Here is a 22,034-nt window from a genome sequence, read left to right on the forward strand (position 1 = left end):
TTTTTATTTGATCTCTTTTCCCTTTAATTGTACCAAAGATCATCTGTTTTAAGTTCCTGTAGACTGCTCAAAAACGATTTTGAGTTATCAACATAAAGTTCAGTATCAATATAGTACAGCTTTTTATCATGTAAGCATTGATCAATATACTCTGCATTTAAAATACTTTTATCTTCTACATTGGCGGCAAAAGCTTGCAGTTTGGGAAGCGCGGTTTTCTGATATTCAAGCCATGAATGATGGAATCCAGCTGGCTCCTCCAGACAATAAATGTCATGATACAGCGCTTCAGCAATCCCTTTCTTCCTGAGATAGTCGGGTAAGAAAGGCATACTTTTGAAGTACCGGCCGGTCATGGCAAACACGCGATAGCTCCAATAAGGAGCACCGTGATTAGATTGGCAAAAAAGATTCAGGAAGAATACAGAGTAGTGCATTTTAATTGTAATAACTTGATGTTTCTTCACTTCCGAAACAATACGATCCGCCATCCGGTTATCAATGATCTCATCAAAATCAGCCAAAATGATCACATCATCATCCTCAACCTTATCCTGCAAGATAGAGGTACTCTTGTTTCTTTGGCAAGCCTCATTATGAAACGCACTGTTATGGCTGAGCAGACGCCAGTACCAGCGGTCAAAGTTGTCCGCACCGCAGCTATCCACATCAAAGTACAATGAGTGCTTCTCAGGTTCACGAAACAGTTGATCCGCATGAAATGGATGATAAATGACCTTGGGACCAACATAATCTGGATTAAAGTTCCGAGGCTTATCTAAATAGCTGAACGTCTTGTTAGCTTCGATCACGTGCAACTCATCAATCCAGCCGGAATTTTCTTTTATTTTAATATCTGCAATGCGATTTTCATTGAAAAATGGACAAAATTCATATATTTTCATAATCTGAAGCTCACCTCCGCTATCATGGTATATGGGCGAACACTGATGCTTTGGCACAGATGTCCGGATATGAGGCGTATTAGCTCAGCGATCGTCTGATCCTTATAATGCAGTGAACTATAATAGCAGGTTAAACTTAATCTGTCGCATCTAAGACCTGCCGTCATATTTAACTTGTAAGCAGAGGGATTGTCCGCCGCGTTCGTATTTCCGTAAGATATGGGTAAAGGCTCAAACAAATCATCAGCTATCCCGTTCATTTCCTCTGATTGGTAATGGAAAAGCATGTGTGTTCCGTCCCTTAGTGGTTCCTTATCTAGATAAATTCCCTGTATCATATGTCGTAAAATAAAATAATCCAAGCCTTCAGATGGAATATGCCGCAACGTATGTGTGACATGTCTCAGTGCCGTTTCCCAATTCCCCAATAGTTCTCCTTCTGGGATCTGAATTCGAAGGGGGTATGCACCGGCAAAAAAACCGATAGTACGATCAATCATAATACCCGGCAAAAAAGACTCACGTTGATAAGACATCACATGCAGCAGCAAATCCGATTGCTTTTTCAATTGGAAACAAGCTTGTGACAACGCCGTCAGTAAGATGCTCAGTGGAGTAGTATGATGCTTCATAGCCAATGCCTTTAGAAGAAGAATATGCTCCTCTCCTTCAAGTAAATCATACGTTATAGTTCTCATGTGTCGGTGAAGAGGCTGTATCTCCGATTCCCTGTCAACCTGTAAAGATTGGCCGCCTTCCACAACCTTACTCCAGAAAGTGGATGCTTTAGGAAAAGGGTCCTTTGCCGCATATTGCGACAACGCTATGCACCAATCCCGATAACTGCTTTCCTTCTCCTCCGCATGTAACGCCAAATCACTCCTTTTTCCCGGCAAGAGAAGATGTCTCAACTCTTCTAAAAAAATGTTTATGGAAATCCCGTCAAAAATTAAATGATGGAACAGAAGTAATATCACCTGTTGTCTCTTTTCGCAATAATGATCAAACAACACAACTTTCCATAAAGGTCCTTCCTTGATATCGAATTCATGCTGCACTTTCGAGCAGTATTCCGAAATGTAGGCGTCATGTGACCCTGAGACCATGTGCAAATCTACGTAAGAAACTACCTGTCCTGCACTTATTTTCTGCTCAAACTGATACCATTCATCATCCAGTTGAGCAAACGACAGCCGCAACGCCGCATGTTTGTTCAATAGTGGTTCAATCGACGCGTTCAGCAATTCTGTAGGAATGTAATTCTTGAGCCGAGCCAAGTAAGGTACATTAAACATGTTATAATTCACGAGATCTCTTTGGAAAAAACGTTTTTGTACAGCAGACAGCGGAAATCCGTCATCCGGGTATTCTTTTCTTATAGACTGATATGGGATATCCATGTTCGGACAAAGGTCAGTTGCTGTATCCGTCATTGCATTGATCAATGAGAGGGCCAAACGTTCGATCGTCTGTTCGCGAAATATTTGGTTGACCGTAACCGGATATCCACTTTTTTGCAACAGGCTGGCTATGCGTAGTGCATGGAGCGAATGTCCTCCCAACGTGTGGAAATCTTCAGCCTTGCCAATGTAATCAAGCTTCAGAACCGTGCACCAAACTGCTTCTATGGTTTGCTCCAGTTCAGTCTTCGGTCCAGCATTTGCTTCCTTATCGCTGCTATGGATTTCAGGTAAAGGAAGACTTTTGCGATCGATTTTTCCGTTAGCCGTTAATGGGAACGATTTCAGCCAAACGTAACGAAACGGTAACATATAAGAAGGAAGACCTTCGGCCATAAAAGTATGAAGCTGCTCCACTCGTTGCTCCTCTTCCGCTGTATAGTAAGCGATCATCCGCAAATCGCCATAAACCTCCCGGATAAAGACCAGACATTCTTTCACTACAGGATAGCTGCTAAGACGGAACTCGACTTCTCCGAGTTCAATTCGATAGCCGCGAAGTTTTACCTGATCGTCAGCCCGTCCGATATACTCGATATTCCCGTCTGGCAGCCATCTTGCCCGATCTCCCGTACGGTATAGAATTGAATTCGTACCTCTTTCACCATCTTTGGCAGAACGATATGGATTCGGCGAAAACGCCTGCTGTGTCATTTGGTTTTGCCGCCAATAACCCCTTGCAACCCCGTCTCCTCCCATGTATAATTCCCCGATTGCTCCGACAGGCTGAACACGGCCCCGTTTGTCCAGAATATAACAAGTTGAATTACTAATGGGCTTGCCAATAGGGATATTCTGCTCAAAAGGCTTTTCGATCCGGTAGCTCGTCGAAAAGGTGGTGTTCTCCGTAGGACCGTATACATTGAGAATCGAAAGTTCCGGATTGGCAAGACGGATACGATTGATATGCTTAACCGACAAAACTTCCCCACCTATGAGCAACCATTGGAGTCCAGCAAATATCTTTTCATTTTCTTCAATCCAGTGATTACACAGTGCAGAACTTAGCCATAGTGTATTAATTCTCCACTCCTTCATCCGCTGCTCCAGCACATGTATATTTAGAAGATCATCTTTTGAAACTACAAACAGCTGTCCTCCATTCAGCAGCGTCCCCCAAATTTCAAACGTAGAAGCGTCAAAAACAGGCGAACCTGTATAGAGCAATCTGATATCAGAAGAAAACGGAAAATAACAGGTGTTTTTGACCAAGCGAATGACATTGCGATGTTCCACCATAACGCCTTTCGGTTTTCCCGTCGATCCGGATGTATACATTAGATAAGCAAGGTCATTGGGAGCAATCATGTTCTCCTTCTCTTCTGGTTCCACAACTCCATTTTGGTCAAAATACTTTGTATCCATCAGTGTTAAACGGATTCCCTTACAGGCTTCCGAGATACGTTCCGCTCCTTCCTGTGAAGTGATAATGGTGTCCAGTCCAGCGTCCTTGATTAATTCGCGGGTTCTTGCTGCCGGATAATCGGGGTCAATGGGAACATAGGCATATCCCGCTTTCATGATCGCCAGGATGGAGACAATGAATTCAAGAGAGCGCGGCAAGTAAACTCCAATAAACTTTCCATGATTGTTATCATCAGCATCATCCGTTAACATCTTGGCAACGTGCTGGGACATGAGGTTTAGGGTGTGGTAGGACATAACCTGATTGTGCGCAATTACTGCAGGCTGTGAAGACCGCAGCTCCGCTTGCTCTTGGAATAGATCAATAATTGAACGCTCTCTGGGATATGCTGTATACGTATTGTTCCAGTCGTAGACGATTCGTTCATATTCATCCTTGTTCATGAAGCAAACGTCTCTGACGTTGTAATTCGGGTATTCCAGCACATATTCCAGCGTATTTAGCAGATGCTCTGCCAGTCGACAAACCGTTTCTTGGTTCAATCGATCTGCATCATACATAAACTTGATGGTGATCTGTTCCCCGTCATTGGCAACGGTGATCGTCATTGGATAATTCGTTTTCTCTCGTTCCTCCATAGCTGACATCTTCAATTCATTTTCTAGTTGCCGATAGTCGTTCAAATAATTTTCGAATGCTACGATGCTGTAAAACATGATATGTCCTTGAATACCAGTCCAGCTCTTCAGTTCATTCAGACTCACATAGCTGTAGTCATTTAGTTTCTGAATGGTTTGGTGCAGCTTTTGTACATATTCAGTGATGGTTTGCTCGACATTCCAGTGCATGACCAAAGGCAGCGTATTAATCAGCATACCTGTGATCTGATCCGCTTTTGCAAGATCCGATCCCCTTCCGGAAACGACCATACCAAATATGGTTGTATCCGCATCTTGATAGACTTGTAGCACTTTACCCCATGCAAACTGCACCAACGTATTTAGCGAAACTTGCGCTTGCTGAACAAAATCAGCGATCCGCTTGGTTCGTCTCGGATCAATACAAAGAGTCTCGATCTGCTGGTTCTCAATCGGTTGATGTACCTCGGGAAGTATGCCCTTCTCTATCGGTAGTTGGGTTGGCTCCGTTACGTCGGCTAAATATGCCTTCCAGAATAACTCGGCCTCTGTGCGATCCTTATTGTTTAACCAACGAATATAAGTTTCATAAGAACGGGTCAAGCTGCGCTGTGGCATCCGGTTTTGCAGGCTACAAACATAGAGTTCATGAACTCGATTTATTAGTAGCGGCAGGCTCCAACCGTCCAGCAAAATATGGTGGTAGCTCCAGATCATCGTCCATTCGTTTGAAGCAGTCTGAATCAGTGTTATGCGGAATGCAGGCTGACTCAGATCAAAACGGCGATTACGATCCATTGTCATCCAGCGTTCGATACACTCTTGTTGCTGCTCTGGTTGCTCTACTTCAAAATCCAAAAATGTCCAATCCCATTCTGCATTTCGGATAATACATTGTATGGGCTTGTCCAACGCCTCCCAAATGTAGCAAGTCCGCAAGCTATCATTTTCAGAAATAATGCTGTTCCAGACTTCCCGGTAACGGTCAACCTCTAGCCTACCATGATATTTCCAACTAACCTGCACAAAGTATTGATCGGAACTAGGATGATCTAAATAATGGAACAGCAGTCCTTCTTGTAAGGGACTTAGGTACATCATTTTATCCAAACCATATTGCCAATGATATGTCTTTACGATCTCGTCAAGCGAATGTTGTTCCAGTGACACGGATGGAAAATCACTAGGTGTGAACTCTTGGTGTTCAGTCCGGCTACAATGTTCGATAATAGCAAGCACACGTGTTATAAAAGTATCTAACAACTGAGTAATGGTGGTTTCTTCATAGTGACGTTTGCTATATTTCATAAACAAATGCAGCTTGCTATGAACAATGGAACAGTTGAGTTCCAATAGGCTTGTTCCATGATTAAGCGGCGAGCTATAATCCTGTGCTGCGTCACTTGTAAACCCTAACCACTGGTTTAATTCGCTCGCATTCCCCTGATCAAACTGGCCCAAGTAATTGAAAAGAGCCTGAGGTTCAGAAGCTGATAACTCGGAACGGACTTCTGTATTCGGATGGCAGTATCTCAAAGCGCCATATGACATGCCGCGGTGAGGAATACAACGCAACTGCTCTTTGACAGATTTAATCGTCGCTCCCAAGGGGGAACTGTCCGTAATCTGAATGCATACCGGAAACATGGAGGTAAACCAACCGATGGTTCTTGTCAGATCTATATCGGATACAAAGTGCTCACGTCCATGGCCTTCTAAGCGAAACGAAATCGTCTTCTGCCCAGACCAAGCGGAGAGCGCCAGGGACCAGGCTGTAAGTAGCAGGTCGTTAATCTCGGTATGATAAGCCTGAGAGCAATGGTGCAAAAGCAGTTCCGTATCGTCAGGAGTAAGCATTGTAACTAATTCCGAAGACTCACTGCTCTTTTTACGATCCGGGTAATGGTCTACTGGCAATACAAATGCTGTAGTTTGATGCTGTACTTTTTTCCAATATTCAATATGACGTAAAGTATCTTTATGTTTAGAATAACTCATCAATACAGAATGCCACTTCTTGTATGGATTTAAAACAGTAGGCAGCGCTATACCCTGATACAATTGATACAATTCCTGGACTAATATTCTCCAAGACACTCCATCAATGACTAGATGATGTATAGTCATAAACAGACGGGCTTTACCGTCAGGGTGGCCTTGAATTACTCCTGCATACATCATGGCGCCCGTCTCATAATTCAATTGTCTGTTCCACGTATCACATATGCTTGAAATTTCGGATTCGGGATAATCGACTTGTTGAAGGGTGTAGCTAGCCAGTTGAATGGAAGCATCCTTTCGGTAGCGCTGCGAATACGCATGTTCCTTGACTACGATCTCCATCGACAGCTCTGGATGTAATCGAATCAATTGATTAATGGCGGTTTCCAGCTTCACAGGATCACAATCACGGAGTACAAACAGCTGGGATTGGTTGAAATAATGCGGCTCTACAAACTGTTGCTCGAAAAACCAGTGCTGGATCGGTGTCAAACCAAATTCGCCTGTCAAGTCAATGCTGAGATCTTCCTTTTGATCATTGTCTGTCCAAGTAACCACAGCAGCTAATTTCTGAATGGTTGGATACTCCGCAACTTGTCTTGGAGTAAGCATGATACCATGATCCCTGGCCATAGATACGACCTGAATGGCAAGAATTGAGTCTCCCCCAACCGCGTAAAAATGGTCGTTAACCCCGATATCTCCTCTTTTTAAAATCTGCCGCCAAATCCAAAGCAAGCGCTTTTCGAAACCGTCCTCGTCTGCTTCCACAATTTCATCAGCTTGATTAAATAAGGTACCCCTCGGATCAGGGAGAGCTCCACGGTCGACTTTACCGTTTGTATTTACTGGAACTGACTCCAGATAACAAAAATATGAAGGAACCATATAAGCTGGTAATACAGAGTTTAAGTGCTGTGTCAGATCGGCCTCTTTCAGCTCTTCTACAGCAGTATAATAGGCCACCAGTTTATGGTAGGCCCCGTCCTTCCAGGCTTGAACGACACATTGACCGATGTCAGGATGTTGGCGGAGCTGATGTTCTATTTCACCTAGCTCGATACGATACCCTCTGATTTTAATTTGTTCATCACTACGGCCGATAAAAACCAATTCACCATCCGGCGTCCATTTCACAATGTCCCCGGTTTTATATAGCCGCTCACTGTGTGGCGGATATTCACTGCTAATTACAACCTCTTTGTGAACGAACTGTTCCTGAGTCAGTTCTTCACGATTCAAATATCCTCTGGCAAGCCCTATGCCGCCCACCCATAATTCACCGGGAACGCCGACAGGCACAGGACTGCCGAATGGATTCAAAACGAATAAACGTTTGTTATAGACGGGTTTGCCGATTGTAATTTCTTTTCCCGGTCTGCAGACGGAAGTAGAACAAATAATCGTCACTTCGGTCGGCCCGTAAGCGTTCACGAATCGTCTTCCTCTTCCCCAATAGTCCACAATATCAGGCGTACAGGGTTCTCCAGCAGATACAATTGTCCGCAACCTTGGCAGTTCTCTATGTTTCATCGTTCGCAGCACAGATGGCGTTAGCATCGCAACGTGGATATTTTTCTCTTCAAGAATATCTGAAATGTCTGCATAAGGAGGCAGTTCCTCGTCTGACAGAACAACCACTGTTCCGCCTACTGATAGCGTGCCGATCCATTCATAGACTGAAGCGTCGAAACTAATGGAGGCGAATTGCATGACTCTTGAATCTGAGGTGATTCCAAACTTTTCAACAAGATAAGGGATCAACGTAACCAGACCCGCGTGTTCAATAAGGGTTCCCTTCGGTTTTCCAGTAGAACCGGATGTGTAGATGACATAAGCGAGATCATTCTGTGTAACCTTGATCTTCAAGTTTTCGTAGGGATAGTAGTCCTGCTGCACCAAGCATTCATCCACACAAGTCAGCGAATATGCTTCCCTACCCATTTGAGAAATATATGGATTTAGCCTACTTACTAATTGGCTGTGCGTTATAATCATTTGGGCCTGTGCATCTTCTAAAATAAATCGCAGCCGTTCCCCAGGATATTGGGGATCGATCGGAAGATAAGCAGCGCCCGCTTTCATAACTCCAAACATCGACGGGATCACATCTGCGCTTCTATCCAAGACGATGGCAATCAGCGTGCCGGTCGGCAGAACGCCATGCCCCTGTATCGAATACGACTCTAAAATCATGCGGCTGATTTGATTTGCCCGGTGATTTAACTCATAGTAGGTCAGCTTCTGCTCTCCAAACTCTAAAGCGATTGCATCGGGTGTTCGGCTAGCCTGCTCCTCGATCAATTGAACCACAGTTTTATCCAAAGGATAGGCTTGTTCCGTATCATTCCATTGTTGCATCTGTCTGCGTTCTCTTGTGGTCAGCATGGGGTGAAATAGTACCGTCTTCTCCGGAAGAAGGAGTGCATTTGCCAGCAGTGTTTTGAAATGGCCTGCGAATCTAGCGATCTGCATTTTTCCGAAACGGCTGCCATCATACTGTATTGCGCACTCCAATATATCCGGGTCATACCGGTAGCAGAGCGCGATTTCTGGCTGATCTATACCGTAAAGGGGAGGGGACTTCTCCGCATTTAAACTTGGAGAAGGAAAGTCACCATAAATCTCTGCGATACACACATTGAAGAAATCCTTCCCTGCCCCTGATGGAGGATCAACTTTAGTTTGCTGCGAAAAATCCTCTCTCAATTCGTCGCTACTATGTTGTTTGTTCCATTCCATTTGTATCCTTTGTATCAAAGAGAGAAGATGATCTTCCTTCTGTATATGAATGAGTAATGGATAATCCAGACGACATTCTTTCCCTTCCTTGTCTGATACCACGGAATATAAAACAGGCAGAGCGTATTGATTGGAGTAATGGGATAGCAGTACGGACCATATGGCTGTTATAAAAGAAGGCATACCCAACTGATGATGCTGTACAAAACCCATAATCGTTTTGACCTGTCTTGTCCCCAAACGAATCTTGTAAAGTGCTTGATCATCGCCTTCGGGCAATCCGGCATTTCCTTTTTGCTGAGAAAATAAAGGCAAGTAACGTCGCGACCTATCAGAACTACTCTGATTAGATGTATTAGCTGATTCCATCACGTTATTAAACCTCCCCTATCCGGGATGCCATACCGGCAGCTTGATAAAATGCAGCCCTGACTTCCTCAACCTCTATCTCGTAACTGCATCGTATAGAAAAAATAAGGCCGTCCGTGTAGGAAGAAGCAATGCAATTGAACAGTGAATAGATCGGTAGCGGATTGGGTTGCTTTATGATAGTTTCATCATAATAATTGCTGTATTTTGAGTCTGCCTTAGCGCTGTTTCCTAAATAGTTAAACATGAATAAGTCTAGTTGCTCGTACTGCTTCCCAAACTGTGCAAGTGTTCTGGCACGTTCCCACTTGTCTTTGTAATCAGGACTTGTAAGAAGATGCATAAAATTAATCGTATGGTGATTTAATAATTCCAGTCTGCTTCTGACAGACTGCATCATTTCATCCGGATTTTGTTTCAGTTCAATCAGCATAGGTACAAAATCAATAAATTCACCGGCCGTGTTATAATAAGCCGCCTCCTCGTACCTTCTTCCATCATATAAAAATAACAATGGTAGCTTATCCATACCTAAATAAGTTTGCAAGCCCCTTGTATAGACAGAAAGCGCAAACTCCAAAGAAGGATTTTCAGCAGGGATGCTTACGTTAAACAGGTAGGCTTCTGTGCTCGTTCGAAGATTTGGTGCCTGGAAGACATTTTGCTTGCTTTTTTGGAACGCTTCCAGATTAAAGGCTGATATCAATTCTTGTTCCGTAATTCCTTTCGGTCCACTTTGGATTAGATTGACATACTCCACATAGGGCTTCACTTCATCCGTAGGAAGGGGTCGATTTTGAAGCAGACTCCTGTAGCAAGCAACCAACTGTCTTTCAGCTACTTCCGAGGTCACCCGATCGCATATCGCATGATGATAAATAGTAATGACATAATGTTCACGAAGGTTTCGTTTCAGCACAAACATGTGGAACAAAGTATGTTCTTCGGCGAAACGGGTGTTCGTAACATAATCATTTATCATGTCCGTAATGGGACCACATGGGTTGTAATCCGACACATCAATGATGTTGAGTTTTGGTAAACCATCGCTAGAAGGTACGCATTCCCTCCAATAAGTCCATTCATCTCTTTGGACCGGGACACTTCTCAGTAATCCTTGATTTTGTACAAAATGAGCGAAAGCCTGATCCAAAAAATCGTAATTCACGCACTCATCCAGCCTAAATATACCTAAACTTGGAGGTGTATCAAACGAATTTTGCATTTGCTGAATTCCACTTAGCGGATATTCTTGTGCCACTGCTCCTGTTTTAATCCACTGATCTTTTCTCAAATAATCGTCTTCCAGAAGCTTGCGTAAATCTTCCACCTGATCCAGATCCATGCTTTTTAAGCCCAGACGTTGGAAAAATACCTCTTCATCCATGGTCCAGTATAGATCAGCCATTTTAGCTTTTTGATGCAGTGGTACAATGTAGTGTGGCAGTAGCTCTTGAGTTATTTTCCCGTCCATGATCCGCATGATATGGTTAACGTCAGCCACCGTGTCGCAGTAAAGCACCTGAATATCTCTAACTTCGTGAATAAAATCCCTTACTTGGTATTTCACCAGCTCGTAAACACCATCTGTTTCTTGGTGAAGCCAAGATATCAACTCTTGAGTTGTTTTTATGATGTCCTGTTGCTTTTTGGACCCTACAATATTATTCTGAGTTGAATGAAGATAATCAGCGAGTGCCCGAATCGTTTTATAGTGGTAAATGTCTGTTAAAGTGGCGTGATATCCTGCACGCTCCATTCTCGACATTAATGTAAGCGCATGAATAGAATGCCCACCGAGGTCGAAGAAGCTATCTAAAACACTGAACTGCTGCACACCCAATACATCCTGCCAGATGTCCATCAGCTTCGTTTCCAGTCCTGGCTTAGGAGACACATATTCTGCTCCACCATGCATATTCTCTTCAAGGGCCAACAGTGCCTTGCGGTCCAGCTTACCATTCAGTGTCAATGGCATTTGTTCTAGTTGTATATAAAAAGATGGAATCATGTAATTCGGCAGCTTTATAGAGAGAGCCGTTTTAATTTCATCTGCTGTCAGTTTTTTGGTCGCCGTAAAGTATGCTTCCAGTTGCTTTTGACCGGCCTCCTTTTCACGGGCAATAACTGCCGCTTGTTGTATATCATCTACTTTTAATAAATGCGACTCTATTTCCCCAGGCTCAATTCGATAACCCCGTATTTTCACTTGATCGTCGATCCGGCTGATATATTCGATGTTTCCGTCCGCTTGCTCTTGCACCCAATCTCCGGTTCGATACAACCTGCCTCCAGGTACCCATGAAGACTGAATAAACCTCTCTTCTGTCAGCTCTGGACGATTCAAATAACCTTTAACTAATCCATCGCCAGCGATGTACAGTTCACCTGCAACTCCCTGTGGCAGGGGATGCTGCTCTTGATCCAAGATGTAAACCTTCGTGTTGCTGATGGGTTTGCCGATCGGTACGGTATTTGCATTTTCGTCCAAATGATCGATATGATAATAAGTAGAAAATACCGTGCTCTCCGTCGGTCCATAGACATGAATTAAGCGGCCCGGACCTAGACGGGCAAACGCTCTACGCACATGGCTGACTGAAACCTTCTCACCACCGAATAGCAAGGTTTCAATTGTTGCAAAGCAATCGGGATCCACATCCACCAATGCATTAAAAAGTGCTGTCGTTACGAAGCATTTCGTGATCTGTTGTGTCCGTAGGACGCTTGATAGCTCACGTGCATTCATGGTTTGATCTTGTGAGTTCAAAACGAGAGTGCCTCCGTTAAGCAAAGCTCCATAAATACCAAATGTAGAACCATCGAACGAAAAACTGGCCACTTGTAATATCCTATCTTTTGTCGAGAATTGGATGTAATTCGGCTTTTTAACAACACGTGTAATATTGTAGTGCATCGTCAGGGTGCCCTTAGGTTCGCCTGTAGAGCCAGACGTATACATAATGCAAGCAAGGGTGTCGGAACCTTGCTTAGATGAGAGATTCCCTGTTTCTTTCCCATAGTTCCGCTTGTCCATCAAATCCAGTACAACACTGGCGAGTTCTGTTTGCTGGTGGATTGGAAGCCGGGTCAGCAGGAGATTTGCACCAGAATCCGTCAGCATATAGCGTATACGTTCCCTCGGGTGTTCAGGATCAATCGGAACATACGCTCCCCCAGCTTTTAAAATCCCGAAAATTCCGATGATCATTTCCAATGAGCATTCGACCATAATTCCGACAGCCTCGTCTTGTTCTAAACCTTTAGCCCGCAAAACATGTGCTAGTTGATTAGCCTGTTTGTTCAGATCAGCATACGTCAAGTGCTTGTCCCCAAATACAACTGCTATGTGATCCGGTGTGCGCTCAACCTGCTCTTCGAACAGTTGATGAATCGTTTTCTCCCGCGGGTAATCCGCTAACATACCGTGTACCATGCTCCACTTCATCTCCTTCTCCTATTAACTTTTTTAAAGATGGGAATCTTTCTTATGAGCCAATGCTAAAAAAGGTATATGTGCCACTTAGAAGTGATTTCTGGATAGGCAGTTGGATGAAGAGAATGAAGACTACAGAGGATAAACTATAATCCCGATATTACATTAGGTTGGGTATTTAACTGGAGAAAAAGAAATGACATCAGAGCTTGTTTTTTGACTGAAAATTTCTTTAAAATAAGTATATAGCTACTTTTTGCTCTACAATAAAATACCACAGATTGGTTACTCGACTGGAGGAAAAGAAATGACATCGGAGTGGCAGAGATTACAGACCAAACTGCCGGAATGGGTAGAACAAAGCCGTCATGAGTATATTCATGGCAAGGTAGCAGCATATATTCCCGAACTGTCCAAAGCCCCGGCCAACGCGCTTGGTGTTGTTGTAATGAACGGTGCGGGTGAAACCGTGGTAGCCGGGGATACGGAAATCCAATTTACGATGCAAAGTATTTCAAAGGTATTTACGCTCATTCTGGCCTTGATGGATAATGGAGAGGACGTTGTCTTCTCTAAGGTGGGGATGGAGCCTACCGGAGACCGTTTTAATTCCATGCTAAAATTAGAACTGGTTGAGCCGGGGATTCCGTTTAACCCACTGATTAACGCGGGGGCAATCGCGATCTCCTCTCTGATTCGCGGGAACAGTCCAGAAGAGAAATTTGCCCGTGTTCTCCAATTTTTCCGCCTCCTCACCCACAATGACACATTGGAATATGATCAGGATGTCTACGATTCAGAATCAGCTACAGGCCATTTAAACCGTTCCCTTGCTTATTTTCTAATGGAAAAAGGTATTTTAAGAGGTCATGTGGAGGATGTGCTTGAAGTTTATTTCAGACATTGTGCTGTCAAATTGAACTGTACAGATTTAGCACGCATGGGACTTGTACTAGCCTACAACGGCCGTGATCCGGTGACAGGTATACCGCTGATTCCCCGCCGCTATGTACAGATCGCCAAAACATTTATGACGACATGCGGCATGTATGACGCTTCAGGGGAATTCGCCATTCAAGTCGGACTACCTGCCAAAAGCGGCGTATCAGGCAGTATTATGACGATGGTACCTGGACGCTATGGCATTGGACTGGTTGGACCTTCTCTGAACCGTATGGGAAACAGTACAGCCGGTGTACACTTGCTGGAGACGATGTCTCGGGATTTGGATTGGAGCTTGTTCTAGTATACGAAAAAAGGGTATTCCCAGCCTTTACGGCTTATAGGAATACCCTTTTCTATTTCTGTTGAGTTCCTTCTATGTTACGAGATTTGACCGTTAACCAGTTTAATTTGAATGCGGAACGGATCAGCTACATACTTGGCGCCATCGCGTTCTTGCACTCCATAGCCTGCTGCCTCTAAACGAGCCACAATGGCATTCAATTCATTCTGATCTGGTACGATCAATTCAAAATAATCCAGTCCGGCAGCGTGCTCAGGAGCTGGTGGGGCTCCTTCACCTGCCCATATATTCAAGCCCATATGGTGGTGGTAACCACCTGCGGAAACGAATAAGGCTGAAGAGCCATACCGGCACGTAATGTCAAAGCCAAGCACATCGCAATAAAATTGCTGTGCTTTGAGCAAATTAGACACATGGAAGTGGACGTGCCCGATTACCGTTCCCTGAGGTAGTCCCTGCCAAGGTAAATTCTCGGAAATCGCAACCAAATCTTCTGCATCCACGGGATCTGTTCCCATCATGTAAAATCCATTTTTATCCTTTTTCCACTGATCATGGGGACGATCTGCATAGATTTCAATTCCGTTATTATCGGGGTCATGGATATATAGGGCTTCACTTACATCATGGTCTCCCTGTCCGATTTCAATCTCATGAGCCAGCAGATTACGTAAAGACAGGCCCAGAGCTACACGGTTCGGTAGAAGAATAGCAAAGTGGTATAATCCGGCTGCGGACTGGCGCGGCAGAATAACTGCATTTTCAATATAGTTAAGGATCAGTAGCGCATGCTTCCCATCGACAGTCAATTCAGCGGTATCCGCCGTTTGACGCAGCAGTTGAAAACCAACGACCTCTGTATAAAATTGAATAGAACGTTCCAAGTTGCTTACTTTTAATGAAACCTGCCCGATTTTGGTGTTGTCATGAATATGTGCTGTCATGAGATTTCCCTCTTTCTACATGGATTGGAGGACTAAAGCTATTCAAAAATTATTGTTCGGTTGACTCACGACGGCCGATCAACGAATCCAGAGACAAGCGAGTCGTTGGTGCAAATACCAGATGAAGTGCTACAAGAATAAAAGCAATATCCAGTTCATAGCCAGCTCCTTGGCCATTCCCCATCAACCCGCCGGACAATTTTGCTGTAAAAATAGCGCCGATCAAAACAATCACAAATAGCCCAGATACATAGCGGGTAAGTAATCCAAGAATCAATGCAATTCCGCCGACCAACTCAATCATCGCAATGACATAACCTAAAAATCCTGGAACGCCAATGCTGGAAAACCAGCCTTCTACATTACCCAACCCCATTTGGAATTTAGCAATTCCGTGTGCCAAAAACAAAATTCCCAGTGCCACCCGCATAATTGTAGAAATATTTTTGCTTGCTGAACTCATATTTATCTCTCCATTCTGTTTGTTTATTACACTCACACAAGTGCATATGAATAATTAATTTATATTACTAATAATTTGGTTGAAAAAATAATACTGTCTGAATCTATGCCGCTACACATGACTGTGAATCAAAGTCGAATTATTAGTAATAGAAATAATTATTTTGTAATGTGAATTTATCATAAGAAACAGTGGTCTGTCAACAAAATATTTGGTATGATAAATATTACATTAGTATATATTATATTTCCTTATAGGAGGAACGCTCTATGAGTATAGGATGCAACATACGCGCTGCTCGTAAACGTAAAAATTTATCCATTCAGCAAATATGCGAACGAACCGGACTATCGCAAGGGTTTATGAGTCAAGTAGAAAATAATAAAACCTCCCCTTCCATCGCTACATTGGACAGCATCGCTAATGCGCTAAACGTACCTCTCGCTTTTCTGCTTCTTAAAGATGAGGAACGGATGCAAGTGATTCGCAAGGACGAGCGCCGTAAAACCTTATATGGTAAAAACAAGCTCCAGGTCGATCATTTGGGGGGTCAGGGTAACGTCAAAATGATGCTCGTTGAAATGCCGCCCGGCTCATCTACAGAAGAAGAGCATGCTCATGCAGGGGATGAGATTCATTTTATCATGGAGGGCACGGTATACGTGGAGCAAGGCGAGGATACAGCTACCCTGGAAGCAGGAGATTCCTTTAGCTGGAGAGCAGCCATCCCCCACTATGTCAAAAATGTGGGAGAAAACAACGCCCGAATTCTGATCTCTGTGTTTCTCGAAGCAAATAATGATGCTTAATAGATATTTACGCAAGCACGAAGCAACAAAAGTACAAATCCTATCGAAAAAAGCGCGTACCGGAAGTATCTTTACTTCAACGATCCGCGCTTCTTATATTTTCATTTGCTATTGCTGCTTTTAACTTATTCCATCACCTGCTGGGCATCTGTACGCGATTCCCACGGCAGCTTGAAGGTTTTCATAATTTGTTTGGTATTAGCCGGGAGTCCAGTTATCGGATCACCAGTAGTACCCAGCAGTTCTTCTTTTTTATCCGTAGTAATACGCCCATAGAAAGTGGTACTGCTGTCTCCCCATCCTGTAGTGAACTCGTAGATCAGCGGCTTATTTATTTTCGGATAAGTTCCCCACTGATTTTTGGCTTTATTCTCCAAAAAACGCCCCAGCGGGTCGTATTCCATTGTAAATTCTTTATCAAAGGGAGCTCCCACATACCCTTGATAGGTGACAATCGGAAAACCGTCCTTCACTTCAACCAGACTCAGCACATCCCCGTTCACTGTAAAATACCGTAATGCTTCACCTTGGGGAACATGTAGACACTGGACAGAAGTTCAGTGTTAGGACGGTGTGCTTCTATATAAGGATGGACAGAACTTCTGTTTATGCGGATTAACGCTTCGCGTGCTGCCACGAGATCTCCCTCATATATTTGTTCTTTTAGTTTACCGTGAATCGGCGGCTGAATCTGAATCTGTGTATTTGTCTTCTCCAACGTATAACCTAAATCAAGCGAAACATCTCTCAGAGGTATATATACTTCTTCACTTACAACCTCAAAGGTAAGTTGCTGCTGGTTCTTACGTGACCGCTCCTTAAGAACCAAGGGTTCTGCCCACTTTTGTAGCGTAATCTGCTTCTTTTTGACATCCCAGTGGTAGGTTGCACCTACAGCTTCGGCTAAAGATTTAAGCGGAACCATGAGCTTCCCGTCGATCAATAGAGGTTTAGCCTTGCTGTCAATAGGTTGTCCGTTTATAACAATATCTATGAACTGCGTTGATTGAGACGCTATGGCACCCTGTTTAGTAGCTTCGGCAGCCGCCTGATGCATTGTGGTCAAGAGTAAGGATAGCATTAACAAGGCGACAAACAATCGCTGAAATCCTGCTCGTTTTAGCTTCATCATCAGTCTCCGTTCACTGAATGAACTTGTTCATTCCTGACCTATCTCTTTTTGGCTGCGTCAATGTCTCCAGGATTCAAACCTTCCCATATGTTCGGGATACTAACGGTCTCTGGATGCTCAAATACGAGAAACGCAGTCGGCAAATACCGCTCTCCGTATTCAGAAGAAGGCTTGTTTACAATGGCATTATCCTTGACTAGCACCGTTGAAGAACCTCCATCCAGATTAGCACCGATAACTGCTCCATGTTTAAGCAAAATATTTTGCATATCATACAAGTTGGCACCAATGCTGTACCCAGGCTGACGACCGTCGATGGTCACGAATATAATGGCACCGTCAGCTCTTTGCCCCATTGCGGTACGGGGGGCAATTCCCCACCCCTCGCTTGCATTGCGAATCAGACCTTTCCCATTCACGATTAGACGTGGTTGAAAAGTAACCGCTTCTTGCACATTCATTTTGGACAACTCGGACAACGAATAGTGACCGGCTATCATTTTCCCCTGTTTATCAATACCTACGATTTGAACAGAGGCATTTCTCCCCATATCATTGTAGTATATCTTACCCTGGGAAATGACAACGCCAATCGGTTTAAAACCATTCCCATTCCAGTTGGGGTCAGCAAAGCCACCGCCATTTACGCCAGCAACAGCCCCCAAACGCTCGACCATGCTAGATACATGTTCTCCCCGGCCGACTTTAGCTGGAATCCCGAGCCTAATTTTAGTGGGGTCATGCACCGTCATAACATAGCCATGATAGTTACGACCCGACACTTCTTCCACTTCAACCAACGGCGTTTGCTGTACTTTGGTGGGTATCAGATCAGGCAAGTTGATTGTATGTCTATCCTTCTCCTCACCCATCTCTTCGAACCGGGCTGAATATTCAGCCACTCGTTTCTTCGCTTCTGCTTCGCCGATAAAATATTTCGCCCAGTGACGATGCTGAGTCGTAATCAGCGTGTCCGCAGCCAGATAGCGCATGTCCTTGCCAGAAGGGGTTAAAAACAACCATGCACCACCCCCAATTCCCGCTAACAGGAATACAATAAAAAGTCGCAGCATAAAGCGACCAAATTTTCCTTTTCGTTTCTTTTTCTTATTTTTCTGCCTGCGAGCTGCTGCACGCTGTGGCAAGACTTCCGGTTTCATTTATCATCTCTCCTGTTTGGTGACTTCTATCGTATTTCATCACTATTGCCCATCAAATGATCCGTAACGATAGGCTGCGACATCTAACGACAATATCATAAACTAATTTTGTAGAATGATAGTGTCAATTTTTTAACAGATTCATCCACTCTGAAAAAGAATACATTAAAAAGCCCTTCACATAAATGTGAAGGACTGAAATGTAGGGGTGATATCCTATTTACGGAGCAGCCTCCGGTTCGAGCAGCATGAACAGCTCTTTCATCTGCTGTCGCTTGAGTTTGGGACTAAGCACGTACAAAGTATCGCCCGGTTCAATCACCGTCGTGCCTCTCGGGGCAATAATTTGCTCGTTCCGAATGATGGCTGTGAATAAAATATCTTCAGGCAACTGTATATCCTGAATCGCTTTGCCCGCTATCGACATCCCATTTTGTACCTGAATGTGGTTGATTTCCGAAGTAGTTTTTCCCAGAGAAACTAATTCCAGCAGTGATGGAGACGACGTCTCGTTAGGGTCCATCAAGCCAAGCTTCACCGCTAGCCACGAAATAGTGGTACCTTGAATAATTGCAGAAGTGAGCACGACGAAAAATACAACATTAAAAAACAAAGGTCCTACATCCATCTCATCCAGTAAAGGATAGGTTGCGAGTACAATAGGTACCGCCCCACGCAGTCCTGCCCAGGATAACAGTGTTTTCTCGCGCACAGAGTACCTGGAAAAAAGCAAGCTTAGGAACACGCCTATTGGACGAGCCACGAGCATGAGGATGAAGGAGAGCGCCAAGCTTTGCCATGCAATGCCCAGCAATTGATCGGGAAAGACCAATAACCCGAGCAGGACAAACATCATAATCTGCACCATCCAGGCAAAGCCATTGTTAAAATGAATAATAGATCGCTTGTAGGTCAAGTCGGAATTTCCCAATACAATCGCCATGACATACACCGCCAGCAATCCGCTTGCCTCTAGTAACGATGCCGCCGCATACGTCAAGACCGCAAATGCCAATGCCATCACAGGATACAAACCGGATGAATCAAAATTCATTTTATTAATGGCATATACACCTAAGCGTCCGAGTACAAAACCAACGGCTAAACCAAAGCCCATTTCCCATAAAAATAACAAGATATGTATCCAAATGGATTGCTCAGGGTGATGTATCAGCTCAATCAATGTTACTGTGAGAAATACAGCCATCGGGTCATTACTACCGGATTCCGCTTCAAGCGTCGAGGTAATTCGCTTTTTGATGTTTTTACCTCCTAGAACGGAAAACACGGCTGCCGCATCCGTCGAACCAACAATAGCGCCAAACAGCATGGATTCCATCCAGCTTACGCCTAAAATAAACTTGGCGCAGACGCCAATGACGACAGTCGTAATGATGACCCCCAAGGTTGATAATGACAACGCAGGTCGAATAACTGGCTTAACATCTGCAAACTTTGTCTGCATCCCGCCTTCAAACAAGATTACAATGAGCGCGAGAATGCCAACTAGTTGTGTGATAAAGGCATTATCAAAATAAATAAACTGACTGAGCACCATGCCTACGGCAATAAACAAAACAAGCGCAGGCATACCGAAACGGCTGGAAAATTTGGTAGTCAGCACACCGACCAGCAGCAAGCCGGACAGCAAAAGCACAATAAAATTAATAACGGTTGTCTGTTCCATACGGCTTCTCCTATCTTGAAAATAGATGTTCAATTTTTCGCCTTTTATCTATATACCCTCAAATCACACAGAATACTAATTCTAAACAAAAAATTATATAATAAAATAAAAAATCCAGCTCATGGTTTGTGCTAAATCGCACTCCATGAGCTGGTTTGTATATTTTTTATAAGGCTTAAGCAGAGACAATCGTCGTGCTTTAGGCTTTAGGATGAATCATATGCGCAGGTACAACATATTGATCGAACTGTTCTTCAGTCAACAGTCCGCTGCGGAGTGCCGCTTCTTTTAGGGACAGCCCTTCTGCATGTGCAAGTTTGGCGATTTTAGCGGCATTTTCATATCCGATATGTGGATTCAATGCCGTCACCAGCATCAGTGAATTATTCAAATTGTGCTCAATCTTCGTGAGATCAGGCTCAATGCCAACGGCACAGTTGTCATTAAAAGCAATGATGGAATCGGCCAGCAGATGAACAGACTGCAAAAAATTGTATATGATTACTGGCTTAAACACGTTCAGTTCAAAATTACCCTGACTTGCTGCAAAGCCGATAGCTGCATCATTACCCATGACTTGCGTAGCGACCATCGTCAGTGCTTCACTCTGGGTCGGATTTACCTTGCCGGGCATGATGGAGCTACCTGGCTCGTTAGCAGGAATCGTGATTTCGCCCAAGCCACTACGCGGACCACTTGCCAGCCAACGAACATCATTGGCGATTTTCATCAAATCGGCAGCGAGCGCTTTGACTGCTCCATGTACGGCCACCACTTCATCGTGGCTAGTCAGTGCATGAAATTTATTGGGTGCGGAAGTGAACGTTTTGCCAGTGAAACTGGAAATTTCCGCTGAGGTTCGGGAGCCAAACTCTGGATGAGCATTAATTCCAGTCCCCACCGCTGTACCGCCAATCGCCAGCTCCTTCATGTATTGCACCGTGTCGATGATCATTCGCTTGCTCTTGTCTAACATTGCATACCAACCACTTATTTCCTGACCCAGCGTAAGCGGTGTCGCATCTTGTAAATGGGTTCGCCCAATTTTTATAATATCCTTGAATTGCTCTGACTTCTGTTGAAAAGTCTCTTTGAGCTTATCGATAGCAGGCAACAAACGGTCCTCCACTGCAATGACACCCGCTACATGAAGCGCCGTAGGAAACGTATCATTTGAGCTTTGCGACATGTTAACATCGTCATTGGGATGCAGCTTCGTATCTTTTCCCTGCTCTTGTAACCATTGGCTTCCCAGATGAGCAATCACTTCATTCACATTCATATTGGACTGCGTTCCGCTCCCTGTCTGCCATACAACCAACGGGAAATGGTCATCAACCCGCCCTGCGAGAATCTCGTCCGCTGCATAAATAATGGCGTCCTGCTTCTCCTGTGATAACTTACCCAGCTTATAGTTACTGATCGCCGCGCTCTTTTTAAGCACCGCGAACGCCTGTATGACCTCTAATGGCATTTTCTCCGAGCCAATCGGGAAATTTTCCTTGCTGCGCTGTGTTTGCGCTCCCCACAGACGGTCTGCCGGTACTTTGATTTCGCCCAACGTATCCTTTTCAATGCGGTAGTTCAACTCATTTCCTCCTCTTGGCCTATGTAATTCAGACAAAATATGGTGATCTCTCTTGCCTATTATACATTAAATTTCAAATGTTATCATT

Annotated in this window: 12 protein-coding genes; 2 read left to right on the forward strand and 10 right to left on the reverse strand. The window is 44.1% G+C overall.

What is annotated here, in order from left to right; translation table 11 throughout:
• Window positions 1-23: 23 nt before the first annotated feature.
• From G9G53_RS07300 to G9G53_RS07310, 3 genes are read right to left on the reverse strand one after another with little or no spacing between them, the layout of a single operon-like run.
• Window positions 24-905 (reverse strand): hypothetical protein, encoded by an 882-nt coding sequence (locus tag G9G53_RS07300; RefSeq protein WP_029517521.1) that lies wholly within the window; start codon window positions 903-905, stop codon window positions 24-26.
• The gene (locus tag G9G53_RS07305; RefSeq protein ID WP_165147144.1) at window positions 902-9,481 is read right to left on the reverse strand and encodes a non-ribosomal peptide synthetase; all 8,580 of its coding nucleotides are present in this window, start codon (window positions 9,479-9,481) and stop codon (window positions 902-904) included. Before G9G53_RS07305 ends, G9G53_RS07300 begins: the two co-directional genes overlap by 4 nt.
• Before the next feature lie 7 nt (window positions 9,482-9,488).
• Window positions 9,489-12,929 carry an amino acid adenylation domain-containing protein gene (locus G9G53_RS07310; RefSeq protein ID WP_238437868.1) on the reverse strand — a complete coding sequence of 1,147 codons (3,441 nt, stop codon included), beginning with the start codon at window positions 12,927-12,929 and terminating at the stop codon, window positions 9,489-9,491.
• A gap of 295 nt (window positions 12,930-13,224) precedes the next feature.
• On the opposite strand from G9G53_RS07310, the gene glsA reads away from it, so the two are divergent.
• A complete protein-coding gene (glsA, locus tag G9G53_RS07315; protein ID WP_029517518.1) occupies window positions 13,225-14,163 on the forward strand; it encodes a glutaminase A in 939 nt (312 codons plus the stop codon).
• Window positions 14,164-14,240: 77 nt separating this feature from the next.
• On the opposite strand, the gene G9G53_RS07320 is transcribed toward glsA, so the two are convergent.
• Window positions 14,241-15,107 carry a VOC family protein gene (locus G9G53_RS07320; protein WP_165146533.1) on the reverse strand — a complete coding sequence of 289 codons (867 nt, stop codon included), beginning with the start codon at window positions 15,105-15,107 and terminating at the stop codon, window positions 14,241-14,243.
• 49 nt (window positions 15,108-15,156) lie between these two features.
• Window positions 15,157-15,570, reverse strand: a complete 414-nt coding sequence (locus G9G53_RS07325; protein WP_165146536.1) for a DoxX family protein — start codon at window positions 15,568-15,570, stop codon at window positions 15,157-15,159.
• 269 nt (window positions 15,571-15,839) lie between these two features.
• On the opposite strand from G9G53_RS07325, the gene G9G53_RS07330 reads away from it, so the two are divergent.
• A complete protein-coding gene (locus G9G53_RS07330; protein ID WP_165146539.1) occupies window positions 15,840-16,379 on the forward strand; it encodes a helix-turn-helix domain-containing protein in 540 nt (179 codons plus the stop codon).
• 125 nt (window positions 16,380-16,504) lie between these two features.
• Here the strand turns inward: G9G53_RS07330 and G9G53_RS26370 are convergent, their stop codons facing one another.
• From G9G53_RS26370 to fumC, 5 genes are all read right to left on the reverse strand, one after another.
• A complete protein-coding gene (locus tag G9G53_RS26370; RefSeq protein ID WP_238794828.1) occupies window positions 16,505-16,882 on the reverse strand; it encodes a hypothetical protein in 378 nt (125 codons plus the stop codon).
• Complete coding sequence (locus tag G9G53_RS26375) at window positions 16,879-17,508, reverse strand: copper amine oxidase N-terminal domain-containing protein (RefSeq protein ID WP_238437869.1); 630 nt, start codon at window positions 17,506-17,508, stop codon at window positions 16,879-16,881. The genes G9G53_RS26370 and G9G53_RS26375 overlap by 4 nt, the downstream gene beginning before the upstream one ends.
• Window positions 17,509-17,549: 41 nt before the next feature.
• Window positions 17,550-18,671 carry a phosphodiester glycosidase family protein gene (locus G9G53_RS07340; protein ID WP_029517513.1) on the reverse strand — a complete coding sequence of 374 codons (1,122 nt, stop codon included), beginning with the start codon at window positions 18,669-18,671 and terminating at the stop codon, window positions 17,550-17,552.
• A 220-nt stretch (window positions 18,672-18,891) separates the two neighbouring features.
• Complete coding sequence (locus G9G53_RS07345) at window positions 18,892-20,358, reverse strand: potassium/proton antiporter (RefSeq protein ID WP_029517512.1); 1,467 nt, start codon at window positions 20,356-20,358, stop codon at window positions 18,892-18,894.
• A 199-nt stretch (window positions 20,359-20,557) separates the two neighbouring features.
• On the reverse strand, window positions 20,558-21,946 hold the full coding sequence (gene fumC, locus G9G53_RS07350) for a class II fumarate hydratase (RefSeq protein WP_165146542.1): 1,389 nt from the start codon (window positions 21,944-21,946) through the stop codon (window positions 20,558-20,560).
• Window positions 21,947-22,034 lie beyond the last annotated feature (88 nt).

It is taken from the genome of Paenibacillus sp. EKM206P, assembly GCF_011066155.1.
Classification (GTDB): Bacteria; Bacillota; Bacilli; order Paenibacillales; family Paenibacillaceae; genus Paenibacillus; species Paenibacillus polymyxa_D.